This window comes from Janthinobacterium sp. EB271-G4-3-2 (assembly GCF_020858035.1).
In the GTDB taxonomy this organism is placed as follows: Bacteria; Pseudomonadota; Gammaproteobacteria; order Burkholderiales; family Burkholderiaceae_D; genus Janthinobacterium; species Janthinobacterium aestuarii.
Window position 1 is genome coordinate 89,246 of the sequence record NZ_JACYMG010000011.1, and the last position, 13,753, is coordinate 102,998.

The window sequence follows — 13,753 nt, forward strand, 5'->3', positions numbered from 1 at the left end:
GTAGGTCGGATTAGGCCGCAGGCCGTAATCCGACACCACCGCCGCCCGCGCTAATCCGACCTACGCGATCATGCAAAGCCGCTTTTGAGCGGCTTTTTTATTGCCTGCGGCCCCAAAGCGCTATATAATCGACGGTTGCATTATTTTAAACCCTGGCAAGTGATCGGCAATCGGGTCAAGAAGCAAGACGACCGACGAAGTGCTGTTTGGCTACCTACTTAGAGAGAATCCCATGAAAGTCGATACCCATCCAGAATACCGCGAAGTTGTTTTCCACGATCTGTCGTGCGATTTCAAATTCGTCACCCGCTCGACCATCCAAACCCGCGAAAAAATCACCCACGACGGTAAAGAATACCCACTGGTGAAGATCGAGGTTTCGGCTGAATCGCACCCATTCTTCACGGGCAAGCACAAAATCGTCGATACCGCTGGTCGCGTCGAGAAGTTCCGTCAGAAGTTCGGTTCGGTTGGTTCGAAAACCGCAGTCGCAGCAGGCTAATTTTTGCCGCTTTGCGGCAAAAAAGGGCAGCTTCGGCTACCAGAGAAAAGGCAGCCACGGCTGCCTTTTTTGTCTTTGGCCGCTTTACTTTATACTCGCGCATACCCGACGCCATTCGTCGCGTCTTGCCACTATTCTGATACAACTATCGATGAAGCCAGTCCGCCTTCCCGCCGCTGCCACACTCGCGCTGCCACGATGGGCCTTGTTTGCGCTCGGCCTGCTGTACATCCTGCCTGGCCTGATCGGCCGCGAACCGTGGAAGAACGATGATGCCGCCAGTTTCGGCATCATGTGGACCATGGCGCATGGCGGCCTGAACGACTGGCTGTGGCCCAACATCGCCGGCCTGTCGCAGCCCGATGAAGGCCCGCTGGCCTTCTGGCTGGGCGCCATCTTCATCAAACTGTTCGGCTGGATCGACGGCGACGTCTTCGGCGCCCGCATGTCGACCATCGGCATCTTCGTCGTCAGCACCCTGTCCGTCTGGTACACGGCCTTCAACCTGGGCCGCCGCAACGACGCCCAGCCGCTGCGCCTGGCCTTCGGCGGCCAGCCCGAACCGGACGACTTCGGCCGTACCCTGGCCGACGCCGCCGTCCTCATCTACCTGGGCTGCCTGGGCTTGCTGCAGCACAGCCACGACATCACGGCCGAAGCGCTGTACGTGTCCCTGATGGCCTATTTGCTGTACCGCGCCGTGCGCTACGTGGAAGGCCCGTCCGTGCGCAATGCGGCCCTGCTGGGCCTGGCGCTGGGCGGCCTGACCCTCGCGCGCGGCTGGATCACGCCGGCGGCGCTGAGCATCGCCTTGCTGCTGTGCACCGTCTTCCTGCGCCTGCCGCTGCTGCGCAGCGTGCGCCACCTGGCGCTGGCCATCGTGATCGGCGCCGCGCTGACCCTCGTCTGGCTGCTGCCGGGCGAATGGCTGCGTCCTTACGGCCATTCGCCGCTGCAAGCGTGGATGGAATGGAATTGGCGCCAGCTCAGCGCTCCGAGCCTGATCAGCGTGCAGTATTTCTTGCGTGTCGGCATCTGGTTCTTCTGGCCCGCCTGGCCTTTCGCCGCCTGGGCCGTATATGCCTGGCGCCGCCAGCACCACGTGCTGCACATCGTCGTGCCGCTGACCTTTGTCGCCATGCTGGCCATCCTGGGCCTGTGCCATCCCGATCCCGACCCGAGCCAGCTGCTGCCGCTGCTGCCGCCGCTGGCCGTGATGGCCGCGTTCGGCTTGCTGACCATGAAACGGGGCGCCATCAACGCCATCGACTGGTTCTCCGTGATGGTGCTGACCATCTGCGCCCTCGCGCTGTGGCTGTTCTGGTTCGCCATCCTGACGGGCTGGCCGCCGAAACTGTCGCATAACGCCCTGAAACTCATGCCCGGCTTCAAGCCCGAGCTGGACTTGCTGGCCTTCTTCGTCGCCGCCTGCGCCAGCGCGGGCTGGGTGGCGCTGGTGCACTGGCGCATCTCGCGCCAGCCGGCCGTGCTGTGGCGCGCCGTGGTGCTGTCGTCCGGCGGCCTGATCCTGATCTGGGTGCTGATCATGACCTTGTTCCTGCCGCCGCTGAACTACAGCAAGAGCTACGCCAGCGTGGCGCACCAGATTTCCGTCCACCTGCCGCCAGGCAGCAAGTGCATCAACAGCAACGTCGGCGCCGCCCAGCGCGCCTCGTTCGCCTACTTCGGCCACCTGCCGTTTGCCAGCGTAGGGCAGCAGGAATGCGATGTGTTCTTGTTGCAAGACAGCATCAAGGTTCCCGACAACAAGGAAAAGCTGCCCGAGCATCACGGCGCGGACTGGATCAAGCTGTGGGAAGGGCGCCGTCCCACGGATGACGTGGAACGTTTCCGCCTGTACCAGCGCGTCAGGTAAGCAGCAAAAAAAAACCGGGCCAGCCCGGTTTTTTTATGTCCGCCAGACAATTGCTGCCCGTAGGAAAAATGTTGCCTTAAAATATAGTTAATTACCTAAATTGAACTAGAATTGCTTTTTATATTATAATAGCGGACTGCGCGATGGCGGTGTCTTGCTTTCCCGCCCTAATCGTCCCCCAATTTACTATGAGATTGTCCATGAAATTATTTGCTACCCGCACCTTGCCGCTCATCAGCGCCGCCCTGTTCGCTTTTTCCTTCAGCGCGTCGGCCCAGGCCACCGTGGTTGACCTTGGCGTCGCCAATGGCTACTCGGCCTTCATCTTCGGCAACATCGGCAGCAGCGGCGCCAGCGGCTTTACCAGCGTCGGTGGCAGCATCGCCGCTGGCGGCAATATCTACCTGGACAACTACAACGTCGGCACGAACAAAAAGCCAGGCAGCGCGGTCAATTCCGTCGTTGCTGGCGGCAACCTGAACACGGGCTGGGGCACGCTCGGCGGTTCGGCCGTGTACGGCGTCAGCAACCCCAACGCCACCCTGACGGCGCCACAATGGTTCCCAACCAACAACATCAGCAAAGGCAACGCGTCCACCCTGGACTTCGCGGGCGCCAAGCAGCAACTGACGACCCTGTCGGGCGACGTGGCCAAACTGCAATCGAACGGCACCGTGCTGTCGCAAAACAACGGCTTCAAGCTGGTGGGCGACATCAACGCCGACGTGAATATTTTCAACATCGATGCGTCGAACCTGCATAACCTGACCCTGGACCTGTCCTCGCTGAAAAGCACGGCCAGCATCATCATCAACGGCACGGCCACCAACATCACCCTGAGCGGCGGCTTCGACAATTTCGGCAGCTACGCCAACCGCACGCTGCTGAACTTCGCCAACGCCACCACCACCAGCCTGAACAACGTCGGCATCAACGGCAACATCCTGGCGCCGCACAGCGCGTTCTCGGGTTCGGGCAGCATGAATGGCACGCTGATCGCCGACTCGGTCAGCTCGATCAATCGTGGCCACGTCTCCATGACCGGCGCCGGCTTCAACACGGTCAACGTGTCGGCCGTGCCGGAACCAGGCACCTACGCCATGCTGCTGGCCGGCCTGGGCTTGCTGGCATTCATGCGTCGCCGCACGCCAGCGCGCGCAGCGCAAGCCGCGATGGCTTGAGCTTTACGCTGATCCAATAAAAAACACCGGGCCGCAGCGAGCGTCCCGGTGTTTTTTTATGGCTGACGAAAAACTTATTCCACGCTCAAGCCCAGATCCGTCGCCACCTGCTTGCGCAAGACATATTTCTGGATCTTGCCCGTCACCGTCATAGGGAATTCCTCGACGAAACGCACATAGCGGGGAATCTTGTAATAGGCGATCTGCCCGTCGCAAAAGGCGCGGATGTCGTCGCTGGTGGCCTGCGTGCCGGGCCGCAGGATGATGCAGGCACATAACTCTTCGCCATACTTGGCATCGGGCACGCCCACGCATTGCACGTCGAGCACGCTCGGATGGCGGTACAGGAATTCCTCGACTTCGCGCGGGTAGATGTTTTCGCCGCCGCGTATCACCATGTCCTTCGAGCGCCCGACGATGCTGCAAAAGCCGTTGTCATCGATCACGGCCAGATCGCCCGTGTGCATCCAGCGCGCCGCGTCGATGGCCTCGCTGGTTTTTTCAGGATCGCCCCAGTAGCCCTGCATCACGGAATAGCCGCGCGTGAGCAATTCGCCCTTCTCGCCGCGCGGCACGATCCGGCCTTCCGCATCGATGATTTTCACTTCCAGGTGCGGGTGGACCCGGCCGATGGACGACACGCGCATCTCGCGCGGATCGTCGATCGAGGTCTGGAAGCTGACGGGCGACGTTTCCGTCATGCCATACGCAATCGTGATCTCGGCCATGTGCATCAGCTCGATGACCCGCGTCATGACTTCCATCGGACACGGCGAGCCGGCCATGATGCCGGTGCGCAAGTTCGACAAATCATATTGCTTGAAGTCGGGATGGTCGAGGATGGCGATGAACATGGTCGGCACGCCATGCAAGCCCGTGCAGCGCTCGGCCTGCACGGTTTCCAGCACGGCTTTCGGATCGAAGCCTTCGCCGGGAAACACCATGGCCGCGCCATGCGTGACGCAGGCCAGGTTGCCCAGCACCATGCCGAAGCAGTGGTACAGGGGCACGGGTATGCACAAGCGGTCCTGTTCGGTGAGGCGCATGGCTTCGCCGATGAAAAAACCGTTGTTCAGGATATTGTGATGCGTCAAGGTGGCGCCTTTCGGTGCGCCCGTGGTGCCGGACGTGAACTGAATGTTGACGGCGTCGTCAAACTGCAAGCCAGCGCTCACTTCTTCCAGGTGCGCCAGGTCGGCATCGGCAATGCCCTCCATCACCACCTCGAAGTTATGCATGCCCGGCGTGGCGGCCGCGCCCAGGCGGATGACGTGGCGCAATTGCGGCAGGCGCGGCGACTGCAGGGCGCCGGCGCGCGAACGGGCGATTTCCGGCACCACGTCTTGCACGATGGCCAGATAGTCGCTGGATTTGAAGCTGGGCGACAGGATCAGCGCGCTGCATTGCACCTTGTCGAGCACGTATTCGAGTTCCGAGCGCCGGTAGGCGGGGTTGATGTTGACCATGATCAAGCCGGCTTTCGCCGTGGCAAACTGGGTCAATACCCATTCGGCGCAGTTCTGCGCCCAGATGCCGACCCGGTCGCCCGGCTGCAAGCCCAGTTTCAGCAAGCCGGCGGCCAGACGGTGCACGCGCTGCTGGAATTCAAGATACGTCCAGCGCACGTTCTGGTGCGCCACGATGAGGGCGTCGTGCTGGCCGTAGCGGGCGGCAATGCCGTCCAGATAAGCACCGATGGTTTCGCCGATCAACGGCGTCTCGTGGGCGCCGTGTACATAACTGATTGCTTGCATGCTGTCTCCGGGGTGGGTGGCGCGGCGCGCTCTTGTTATCGTCTTCGATGCAGAAAATTATAGCCGCAACCGCCCCCGCCCTGCGTCAGCTTGCTGTAATGTGCAGGCCAGCACATCCGACACTGACGGCACCATGACAGGCAACACCCAGCACACGCCCGAACAGGGCTTCATCCTGACCCGTCACTGGCGCGACACGAGCGCCGGCACGGAAGTCGATTTCTGGCTGGCAACGAATGCCGGGCCCCGTCACGTGCGCCTGCCCGTCCAGACGGCCGTCGCCTTCCTTCCCATGGAGCAGCAGGAACAGGCGCAACAGCTGCTGCGCGGCGAGCGCCATGCGGAGCTGCGGCCCCTGTCGCTGTGCGATTTCCACCACCGCCCCGTGCTGGGTCTGTACTGCAAGCAATACCGGCATTTGCTGAAGCTGGAAAAGCAGTTGCGCGCGCACGGCGTCGACGTGTACGAAGCCGACATCCGCCCGCCCGAGCGCTACCTGATGGAGCGTTTCATCACGGCACCGGTGACGTTCAGCGGAGAAACGGAAGTGCAGCTGAAACCGGCGCCCGGCTACCGCCCCACATTAAAACTGGTGTCGCTCGATATCGAGACGACGGCGCATGGCGAACTGTATTCGCTGGCCCTGGAAGGCTGCGGCCAGCGCCAGGTCTACATGCTGGGGCCGCCAAACGGCGGTGACGAGACGCTCGACTTCGACCTCGAATACTGCGACAGCCGCGCACAGATCCTCGAACGCCTGAACACGTGGATGGAGCGCCACGATCCCGACGCCATCATCGGCTGGAACCTGGTGCAGTTCGACTTGCGCGTGCTGCGCCAACACGCCGAGCGCTACCAGGTACCGTTGAAACTGGGACGCGGCGGCGCCGTCATGGAATGGCGCGAACACGGCGGCAAACAGGAACACTATTTTGCCGCCGCTGCGGGACGGCTGATCATCGACGGCATCGAAGCCTTGAAATCGGCGACGTGGAATTTTTCCTCGTTCAGTCTGGAAAACGTGGCGCAGACGCTCTTGGGCGAAGGCAAGTCCATCGACAATCCCTACCAGCGCATGGCCGAGATCGACCGGCGTTTCCGCGAAGACAAACCGGCGCTGGCCCGCTACAACCTCAAGGATTGCGAACTGGTCACGCGCATCTTCGCGAAAACCGAGCTGCTGACCTTCTTGCTGGAACGGGCCAGCGTGACGGGCCTGGCGGCCGACCGCAGCGGCGGCTCCGTGGCCGCCTTCGAACATCTGTACTTGCCGCTGATGCACCGGCAGGGTTACGTGGCGCCCAACCTGGGCGACGTCTCCGGCGAAAACAGCCCGGGCGGCTTCGTCATGGATTCGCAGTCGGGCCTGTACGATTCCGTGCTCGTGCTCGACTACAAAAGCCTGTATCCGTCCATCATCCGCACCTTCCTCATCGATCCCGTGGGCCTGGTGGTGGGCACGAGCGGCGATGAAGCCGATACCGTGCCCGGCTACCGGGGCGCGCAGTTTTCGCGCGTGAAACACTGCCTGCCGGCTATCGTGAAGCAGGTGTGGCAGGGGCGCGAGACGGCCAAGCGCGAACGCAACGCGCCACTGTCGCAAGCGCTAAAAATCATCATGAACGCGTTCTATGGCGTGCTGGGATCGAGCGGCTGCCGCTTTTTCGATCCGCGTCTGGCGTCGTCGATCACCCTGCGCGGCCACGACATCATGCACCGCACGCGCGAGCTGATCACCGGGCACGGTTACCAGGTGATCTACGGCGACACGGATTCCACGTTTGTGTGGCTGAAAACGGCGCATACGGATGAAGAGGCGGGCAAGATCGGCCGCGCCCTGGTGACACACGTGAATGCCTGGTGGGATACATACTTGCGCGACGAATTTGGCCTCGAGAACGCGCTGGAGCTGGAATTCGAGACGCATTACCGGCGTTTCCTGATGCCCACCATCCGCGGCTCGGAAGAAGGCAGCAAGAAGCGCTATGCGGGCCTGGTCGGCAAACCCGATGGCAGCGAGGACATGGTCTACAAAGGCCTGGAAACCGTGCGCAGCGACTGGACGCCGCTGGCGCAGCAATTCCAGCAGGATTTGTACCGGCGCATCTTCCAGCGCGCCGCCTACCAGGACTATGTGCGCGACTACGTGGCGCGTACCGTGCGCGGCGAGTTCGACGCCTTGCTGGTCTACCGCAAGCGCCTGCGCCGTCCGCTCGACGATTACCAGCGCAACGTGCCGCCCCATGTGCGCGCGGCGCGCACGGCCGACGCCTATAACCTGGCGCAGGGACGGCCGCTGCAATACCAGAACGGCGGCTGGATCAGCTATGTCATCACGGTGGCAGGGCCGGAACCGCTGGAAACACAGCGCTCGCCCATCGACTACCACCATTACCTGACGCGCCAGCTGCAACCGGTGGCCGACGCGATACTGCCGTTCCTGGGCGACGATTTTTCGCGCCTCGTGTCGGGCCAGCAGGATTTGTTTTAGATCAATTTTGCTGACCTGGGCGGCCAAGCTGAGGTAATATCGGCGCCTTCCGGGCTTATCTGACCCTGTCCGCAGGCGCTGTGCGCCGTGGCAGCGTAAAATACGCCATGGCGAAAGAATAAGAGCTGCATGCAGAAGAAGATGCCATTCCAGACGAGAATCGTTCGCAACAGAATTTTCCTCGCTGAAATGGCGCATAATTTACAACTATGTTGAACCAGCGGGCAGTCGCACCAGCCATCTGCCCTGCTAATTTTAGAATGAATTGACACCATGACCGAGATCACGTCCTTAAGAGACATCCCGCAAAAAAATATCTTCCGCAAGGGCGACACCTTTGTGCTGTTCGGCGAGCTGTTCGGCCGCGGCTATGTAAATGGCTTGCTGGACGAAGCGCGCAAGGCGGGCATGAATATCGTCGGCATGACGGTCGGCCGCCGCGATGAAAACATGGCGCTGCGTCCGCTGAACGCGGAAGAGCTGGCCGAAGCCGAAGCCAACCTGGGCGGCCGCATCATCAATGTGCCGCTGATGGCCGGCTTCGACCTCGACGCGCCAGCCGGCGAACCGACGCCGACGGCCCTGCTGGCCGACATGACCCTGAAGAGCTGGCAAGAAGACAAGCTGGACTGGGCGCAGATCGAGCGCTGCCGCGAAGCCGGCATCGCCCGCTTCAGCGCGTCCGTGGCCAAAGCCATGGCCGAACTGGACAGCCTGATTCCTGACGGCAGCAATGTGTATTTCGCCCACACCATGGCCGGCGGCATTCCAAAGGTCAAGGTCTTCCTGGCGATCGCCAACCGCATCTACAAAGGCCGCGGCGAGCGCTTCATGTCCTCGCGCGCCCTGCTCGACAGCGACCTGGGCAAGCTGATCCTGATGAACTTCGACGAAGTCACGGCCAACACCCTGCAGCACCTGATCGACGGCAGCGCCGCCATCCGCGCCCGCATCGAGCAAACGGGCGGACAGGTGCGCTACAGCGCCTACGGCTACCACGGTACCGAAATCCTGATCGACGGCAAGTACCAGTGGCAAACCTACAGCAACTACACGCAAGGCCTGGCGAAGATGCGCCTGGAAAACGTGGCCAAGGCCGCGTGGGACAAAGGCATCAAGGCCACCGTCTTCAACTGCCCGGAAATCCGCACGAACTCGTCCGACATTTTCGTCGGCGTGGAACTGTCGCTGTTCCCGCTGCTCGACGCACTGAAAAAAGAAGGCGGCGGCGCCTGGGCCGAAGCGCAATGGAAAATCTGCCAGGGCTTGCTGGAAGACGGCGTTTCGCTGCAAGACTTGCTCGACCGTATCGCCGCCTACAATGGCGACGCGACCAGCGTGCAGTTCCGCAACTTCGCCGCCTGGCCGATGGACAACACGCCGGAACTGGCCGACGTCATGATCGGCACCTCGGACGACATCACCAAGCTGCACAAGGACCGCAAGGAGCTGATCACCGACCACCTGAGCTCGCTGGTACTGGAAGGCACGGGCCCGCTGATGTTCCACACCATGTCGGAACCGCCGGCACCGGTCGTCTGGCTCAACCACGACATCATCGCGCGCCAGCTGAACTCGGTTCACAACTGAGCTTGATCTAGCAGCACAGCACCGACGGCCCGGCTCATCCCCGGGCCGTCGGCGTTTCAAGGCGACTTAGGTGCGCACGATGGACACGCCACCGTCGGCAAGCAGCGCCGTGCCAGTGGTAAAGCTCGATGCATCGGAGGCCAGGTACAGCGCCGAGCGGGCGATCTCGTCCGGCGTGGCCAGGCGTTTCAATGCGTGCAGTCCCGCCACGAAGGCCTGCGTCTCGGGCGTATTGGCCACTTGCCGCCCCAACGGTGTATCGGTGCCGCCTGGCAGCAGGGCATTCACGCGGATGCCCGCCGCGCCATACTCGGCCGCCAGGGCCTTCGTCAAGCCGATCACGCCCGCCTTGCTGGCCGCATACGCCGCCATGCCGGGCATGCCCAAGGTATGGCCGACAAACGTGGACGTGAAAATCAGCGAGCCGCCGCCGCGCGCCGCCATGGCAGGCAACTGGTATTTGGCCGCCAGGAAGGCGCTCGTGAGATTGGTATCGACCGTCGCCCGCCAGTCTTCCAGGGCAACGTCCTGCGTGGGTCCCATGGGGCCCAGGGTGCCCGCATTATTAAAAGCGATATCGAGGCCGCCAAAGCGTTGCAGCGCCAGCGCCACGGCCCCTTGCGCGCACGCGGCGTCGCCCACATCGCCCACGCAAGCCACGGCTTGCGCGCCGCCGTCCGCCAGCTGCGCCACCAGCGCATCGAGTTCCGTCCGCCGCCGCGCCACCAGCACCAGCCGCGCGCCATGACGGGCAAACAGCCGCGCCGCCGCATGACCGATGCCCGAGCTGGCGCCCGTGATGATGGCGACCTTGTTGTCCAGTTGCTTCATGGGATATCCCTCCAGGTGAATGAAGGGACACGATAGAACGGCAGGCCAGGCGCGGCACTCCGCTTCTTGCGCTGGAATCGGCGCGTTCAAAGGCTTTCAACGCTTGTGCAAAACACACGCCAAGCATAAAACTTGCCAGATTGTGACAAATCAGTGATAATGCGTCTCGCGTTGCCGGGATGGCGGAATAGGTAGACGCACGGGACTCAAAATCCCGCGCTGGAAACAGCGTGCCGGTTCGATTCCGGCTCCCGGCACCACAGAACACTTTAGTAGCACCTGATCAAGCCCGCCCATCGCCAGATGCTGCGGGTTTTTTTACGTCAGCGCCCGCATGGGCGGCAAGCCGGCCAGCTGGCCGGTGCCGTCCGCGCAGATCAGCGTTCCTCGCGATAGTAATCGCAACCGTCGAACGTGGTGCGCAGCGCCTGCTGCAGCTGGGCGTAGCGCTCGGGCGTCAAATTGAAACGCACGTCGATCTGGCCGTCGTCATCCATTTGCATGGCGGCCTCGGCATCCATCTGCACGGACAATCGGTTCGGATGCAAAATCACGGCGTGCATGTGGCCATACCAGGCGAACTCCTGGCCGCCGTATTCGATGTAGGGCTCGTCCATGCCCATGGCCACGTCCTGCTCGTCGTATTCATCGGCGCGCTGCAGCATCAGATAGACGCGCTCGCCTTTGCCGGCTGGCGCGGCCAGGGTGGTGATCAGGGCGTCGTCTTCATTGATGACAGACAACTCGGTGGCGGTAAATCCTGCGGACATGGCGTGCTTTCAACAAATGGATGGATGACGCCACCATAGCGCAAAAGCGTCCCGGACAACATAGCGCGCGGCGAATAAAGCGTGCCGCCTATAATGGCCATTCCATCCCTATTGCACAGGAGACCACCTTGACCGCAGCATCGTCCTACATCACCCGCCTGGCCATCCCCTCCAGCGCCACCTACCAGCACCTGCGCGTCGCCGCCGGCATGAGCGCGAAAAGCACGGCGGCGGCGGCCAAGGGCTTGCCGAACTCGCTATTTGCCGTGCAAATCCTGCATGGCGACGAGGTGGTGGGTATCGGCCGCGTCATCGGCGATGGTGGCTGCTTCTTCCAGGTCACCGATATCGCCGTGCTGCCGGCCCACCAGGGCAAGGGCCTGGGCAAGCGCATCATGCGCGAGATCATGCAATTCATCGAGACGGAGGTACCGGAAAGCGCGTACGTCAGCCTGATCGCCGATGGCCAGGCGCAAGACTTGTATGCGCAATTCGGTTTCAAGCACACGGCGCCCGCCTCGGTCGGCATGGCGTTGACACGCTAGTGCCGGTCTGGCTGGTTTGCAGCATGGCGCTGGCGCTGCTGTTGAGCGCTGCCGCCTGGGGCGCCGAGCGCCTGCTGCAGCGGCGCGGCCGCACGACGCGCTGGCGGTGGCTGGCGGCCATCGCCGCGTCCGTCCTCTTGCCGCTGGCATGGCTGCCCGGCGTGCTGGCGGCCATGCCGGAGGAACAGGCGCAACTGAAGCTGGGCTGGTTCATGTTATCGAGCGGTATGCTGTTGATATTGCTGCTGCGCAGCGTCTGGCTGCTGTCGCACCAGCGCCGCTGGCAAAAGAGCACCTTGCTGGGCACGCCCGTCTTCCTGAGCGGCGGCATCGGTCCCTGCGTGGCGGGACTGCTGCGGCCGCGCATCGTGATGCCCGTCTGGCTGCGATTGATTCTGCCGCAGCAACAGGCGCTGCTGCTGGCGCACGAACAATGCCGGCTGGCTGCGCGCGATCCACTGCTGCTGGCCGTGGCATACGCATTGATTATTCTCATGCCGTGGAACCTGCCCCTGTGGTGGCAACTGCACCGGCTGCGCTTTGCCATCGAGGTCGATTGCGACGCGCGCATGCTGGCGCACGGCCACGCGCTGCGTGCCTACGCCATCGTGCTGCGCCGGCACGGGCAGTATTATTCGGGGCTGACTGGCGCCTCGCCCATCGTGCTGAGCGACCCGCTGGCACTGCGGCGCCGGCGGCAAATCATGGGCAGATTTACGCGGGACCAGGCGGCGAACTTGCTATAGTAGCGGCAACGCCGCGCGGCGCGCCCGCGAGCCCGGCTCCCCCCTTAGAAATCAGAGAGATACCATGCTTTACCTGCTTGCCATCGTGATCGTCACCGCCCTGCTGTACTACGTCTTCAGCGGCCGCACGCCCGTCAAACCGCTGCACAAGCCGCTCGTCTCGGTGCGCCAGTACGTGCCGGCGATTCCTCCCGGCGCACCCGCGCACCACTGGAGCGATGAGGGACGCTTTGCGTCGGAAGTGGAAAACGAAGCGATGTACCAGCCCGCCATCGCCAAGCTGGCCGGCGAGCACGGTCCCGGCAATGCGGAAGAAAAATGCCTGGCCCTGCTCGTCTGCGACGACGCCAATCCTTTCCAGGACAAGGCCATCGCCGTCTTCATCGATGGCCTGCTGGTCGGCTACCTGTCGCACAACGACGCCCTGCGCCTGCGCCGCAACCTGGGCCGCATGGATATGGTGGGCCAGCTGACCTCGTGCGACGCCGTCATCCGCGGCGGCGGACTGTGGAACGGCAAGCGCCTGTCGTATGCCGTATGGCTCGATCTGCAGCCCTATAACTAAGCTATCGCGCGCGCCAGCCTGACGGCGCGCGTGGCGATAAAGCTGGGCAGGTATTTTTCAATTTCAAAGCGCGGCTGGGGATGCATTTCCTCGTGGTAGCCTGCCAGCACGAACCCCGCCGCCAGTTGGCCGCCGATCTGGCTGTCCAGGCCGTGGCCGAAGAGCAGCGCCTCGCCCCTGTCCATGCGCGCCGCCAGCGCATCGGCTGGCATATCCTCCACATCCGAATACGGCAGCACAAAACGGGGACGTATCAAGCCCTGCTTTGCCCATTGCGGATCGCGGTCGCCGATGAACACGGCCGGATTGAAGAAACTGCTCAACAGCACGCCGCCGTCCGCCAGTACGCGTGCGCATTCGCGCCACACGGGAGCGATGTCGGGCACGTACTGGTTCGACACGGGGTGCACGATGAGGTCGAAACTGGCGTCGGCAAAGCGGCGCAGGTCGCGCATGTCACCCTGCACGGTGGCCAGGTGCAAGCCGTCGCGTTCAGCCACCATGCGGTCTTTCGCCAGTTGCTGCTCAGACAAATCGAAGACGGTCACGTGTGCGCCGGCGGCGGCCAGCACGGGCGCCTGCTGCCCGCCGGCACCAGCCAGGCACAGGATACGCTTGCCTTGCACATCGCCCAGCCAGCCGGCCGGCAAGGGGCCGGGCGTCAAATGGATTTGCCACTGCCCGGCGCGCGCTGCGGCGATGGTGGCGCAGTCGACAGGTTGCGACCATGGGCTGTTCTGTACAGCCTGTGCATCCCAGGCTTGCTGATTATGCCGCAAGAAGTTGTTACTTAAAGGCATCGTCATCCTTTCAGAAAAAACAGGGCGCGAATGTAACATGACACCCGGCAAGGCGTCGCACCTTGCAAAAAAACCACACAATTCTTGATGGCAACTTCCTCG

Annotated in this window: 12 protein-coding genes and 1 tRNA gene; 9 read left to right on the top strand and 4 right to left on the bottom strand. The window is 62.7% G+C overall.

Annotation, left to right across the window (positions count from 1 at the left end; all coding sequences use genetic code 11):
• Positions 1-232 precede the first annotated feature (232 nt).
• The 3 genes from IGS55_RS21325 (at position 233) to IGS55_RS21335 (ending at position 3,559) form a co-directional block, all read left to right on the top strand.
• Entirely contained in the window at positions 233-502 is a 270-nt protein-coding gene (locus IGS55_RS21325) for a type B 50S ribosomal protein L31 (protein ID WP_034746247.1), read from the top strand.
• Positions 503-653: 151 nt separating this feature from the next.
• Positions 654-2,378 (top strand): ArnT family glycosyltransferase, encoded by a 1,725-nt coding sequence (locus IGS55_RS21330; RefSeq protein WP_230517061.1) that lies wholly within the window; start codon positions 654-656, stop codon positions 2,376-2,378.
• A 200-nt stretch (positions 2,379-2,578) separates the two neighbouring features.
• The gene (locus IGS55_RS21335) at positions 2,579-3,559 is read left to right on the top strand and encodes a choice-of-anchor A family protein (protein WP_230517060.1); all 981 of its coding nucleotides are present in this window, start codon (positions 2,579-2,581) and stop codon (positions 3,557-3,559) included.
• A gap of 74 nt (positions 3,560-3,633) precedes the next feature.
• Here IGS55_RS21335 and IGS55_RS21340 read toward each other — a convergent pair whose 3' ends face one another.
• The gene (locus IGS55_RS21340; RefSeq protein ID WP_230517059.1) at positions 3,634-5,313 is read right to left on the bottom strand and encodes an AMP-binding protein; all 1,680 of its coding nucleotides are present in this window, start codon (positions 5,311-5,313) and stop codon (positions 3,634-3,636) included.
• A gap of 133 nt (positions 5,314-5,446) precedes the next feature.
• Here IGS55_RS21340 and IGS55_RS21345 point away from each other — a divergent pair, with 133 nt between their 5' ends.
• Both IGS55_RS21345 and IGS55_RS21350 read left to right on the top strand, forming a co-directional pair.
• Positions 5,447-7,804: a DNA polymerase II gene (locus IGS55_RS21345; protein ID WP_230517058.1), complete on the top strand. Its 2,358-nt coding sequence runs from the start codon at positions 5,447-5,449 to the stop codon at positions 7,802-7,804.
• 273 nt (positions 7,805-8,077) lie between these two features.
• The gene (locus tag IGS55_RS21350) at positions 8,078-9,394 is read left to right on the top strand and encodes an enoyl ACP reductase FabMG family protein (RefSeq protein WP_230517057.1); all 1,317 of its coding nucleotides are present in this window, start codon (positions 8,078-8,080) and stop codon (positions 9,392-9,394) included.
• 66 nt (positions 9,395-9,460) lie between these two features.
• On the opposite strand, the gene IGS55_RS21355 is transcribed toward IGS55_RS21350, so the two are convergent.
• Positions 9,461-10,225, bottom strand: a complete 765-nt coding sequence (locus tag IGS55_RS21355) for an SDR family oxidoreductase (protein ID WP_230517056.1) — start codon at positions 10,223-10,225, stop codon at positions 9,461-9,463.
• Between the two features lie 173 nt (positions 10,226-10,398).
• On the opposite strand from IGS55_RS21355, the gene IGS55_RS21360 reads away from it, so the two are divergent.
• Positions 10,399-10,485, top strand: a tRNA-Leu gene (locus IGS55_RS21360).
• A 117-nt stretch (positions 10,486-10,602) separates the two neighbouring features.
• Here IGS55_RS21360 and IGS55_RS21365 read toward each other — a convergent pair.
• Positions 10,603-10,995, bottom strand: coding sequence for an Imm10 family immunity protein (locus tag IGS55_RS21365; protein WP_230517055.1), 393 nt, complete (start codon positions 10,993-10,995; stop codon positions 10,603-10,605).
• A gap of 128 nt (positions 10,996-11,123) precedes the next feature.
• Here IGS55_RS21365 and IGS55_RS21370 point away from each other — a divergent pair, with 128 nt between their 5' ends.
• The 3 genes from IGS55_RS21370 (at position 11,124) to IGS55_RS21380 (ending at position 12,851) form a co-directional block, all read left to right on the top strand.
• Positions 11,124-11,540, top strand: a complete 417-nt coding sequence (locus IGS55_RS21370) for a GNAT family N-acetyltransferase (protein ID WP_268991911.1) — start codon at positions 11,124-11,126, stop codon at positions 11,538-11,540.
• A complete protein-coding gene (locus IGS55_RS21375) occupies positions 11,540-12,286 on the top strand; it encodes a M56 family metallopeptidase (RefSeq protein ID WP_230517054.1) in 747 nt (248 codons plus the stop codon). Before IGS55_RS21370 ends, IGS55_RS21375 begins: the two co-directional genes overlap by 1 nt.
• A 64-nt stretch (positions 12,287-12,350) precedes the next feature.
• Complete coding sequence (locus IGS55_RS21380) at positions 12,351-12,851, top strand: hypothetical protein (protein ID WP_230517053.1); 501 nt, start codon at positions 12,351-12,353, stop codon at positions 12,849-12,851.
• Here the strand turns inward: IGS55_RS21380 and IGS55_RS21385 are convergent.
• Entirely contained in the window at positions 12,848-13,657 is an 810-nt protein-coding gene (locus tag IGS55_RS21385) for a class I SAM-dependent methyltransferase (RefSeq protein ID WP_442908194.1), read from the bottom strand. The genes IGS55_RS21380 and IGS55_RS21385 overlap by 4 nt on opposite strands.
• Positions 13,658-13,753 lie beyond the last annotated feature (96 nt).

What these genes read in the sequence shown, in the direction of transcription:
- IGS55_RS21335 (WP_230517060.1), top strand. Translation starts at nt 2,579, where the DNA reads ATGAAATTATTTGCTACCCGCACCTTGCCGCTCATCAGCGCCGCCCTG.
- IGS55_RS21385 (WP_442908194.1), bottom strand. Translation starts at nt 13,657, where the DNA reads ATGACGATGCCTTTAAGTAACAACTTCTTGCGGCATAATCAGCAAGCC.
- IGS55_RS21365 (WP_230517055.1), bottom strand. Translation starts at nt 10,995, where the DNA reads ATGTCCGCAGGATTTACCGCCACCGAGTTGTCTGTCATCAATGAAGAC.
- IGS55_RS21380 (WP_230517053.1), top strand. Translation starts at nt 12,351, where the DNA reads ATGCTTTACCTGCTTGCCATCGTGATCGTCACCGCCCTGCTGTACTAC.
- IGS55_RS21345 (WP_230517058.1), top strand. Translation starts at nt 5,447, where the DNA reads ATGACAGGCAACACCCAGCACACGCCCGAACAGGGCTTCATCCTGACC.
- IGS55_RS21340 (WP_230517059.1), bottom strand. Translation starts at nt 5,313, where the DNA reads ATGCAAGCAATCAGTTATGTACACGGCGCCCACGAGACGCCGTTGATC.
- IGS55_RS21330 (WP_230517061.1), top strand. Translation starts at nt 654, where the DNA reads ATGAAGCCAGTCCGCCTTCCCGCCGCTGCCACACTCGCGCTGCCACGA.
- IGS55_RS21325 (WP_034746247.1), top strand. Translation starts at nt 233, where the DNA reads ATGAAAGTCGATACCCATCCAGAATACCGCGAAGTTGTTTTCCACGAT.
- IGS55_RS21355 (WP_230517056.1), bottom strand. Translation starts at nt 10,225, where the DNA reads ATGAAGCAACTGGACAACAAGGTCGCCATCATCACGGGCGCCAGCTCG.
- IGS55_RS21350 (WP_230517057.1), top strand. Translation starts at nt 8,078, where the DNA reads ATGACCGAGATCACGTCCTTAAGAGACATCCCGCAAAAAAATATCTTC.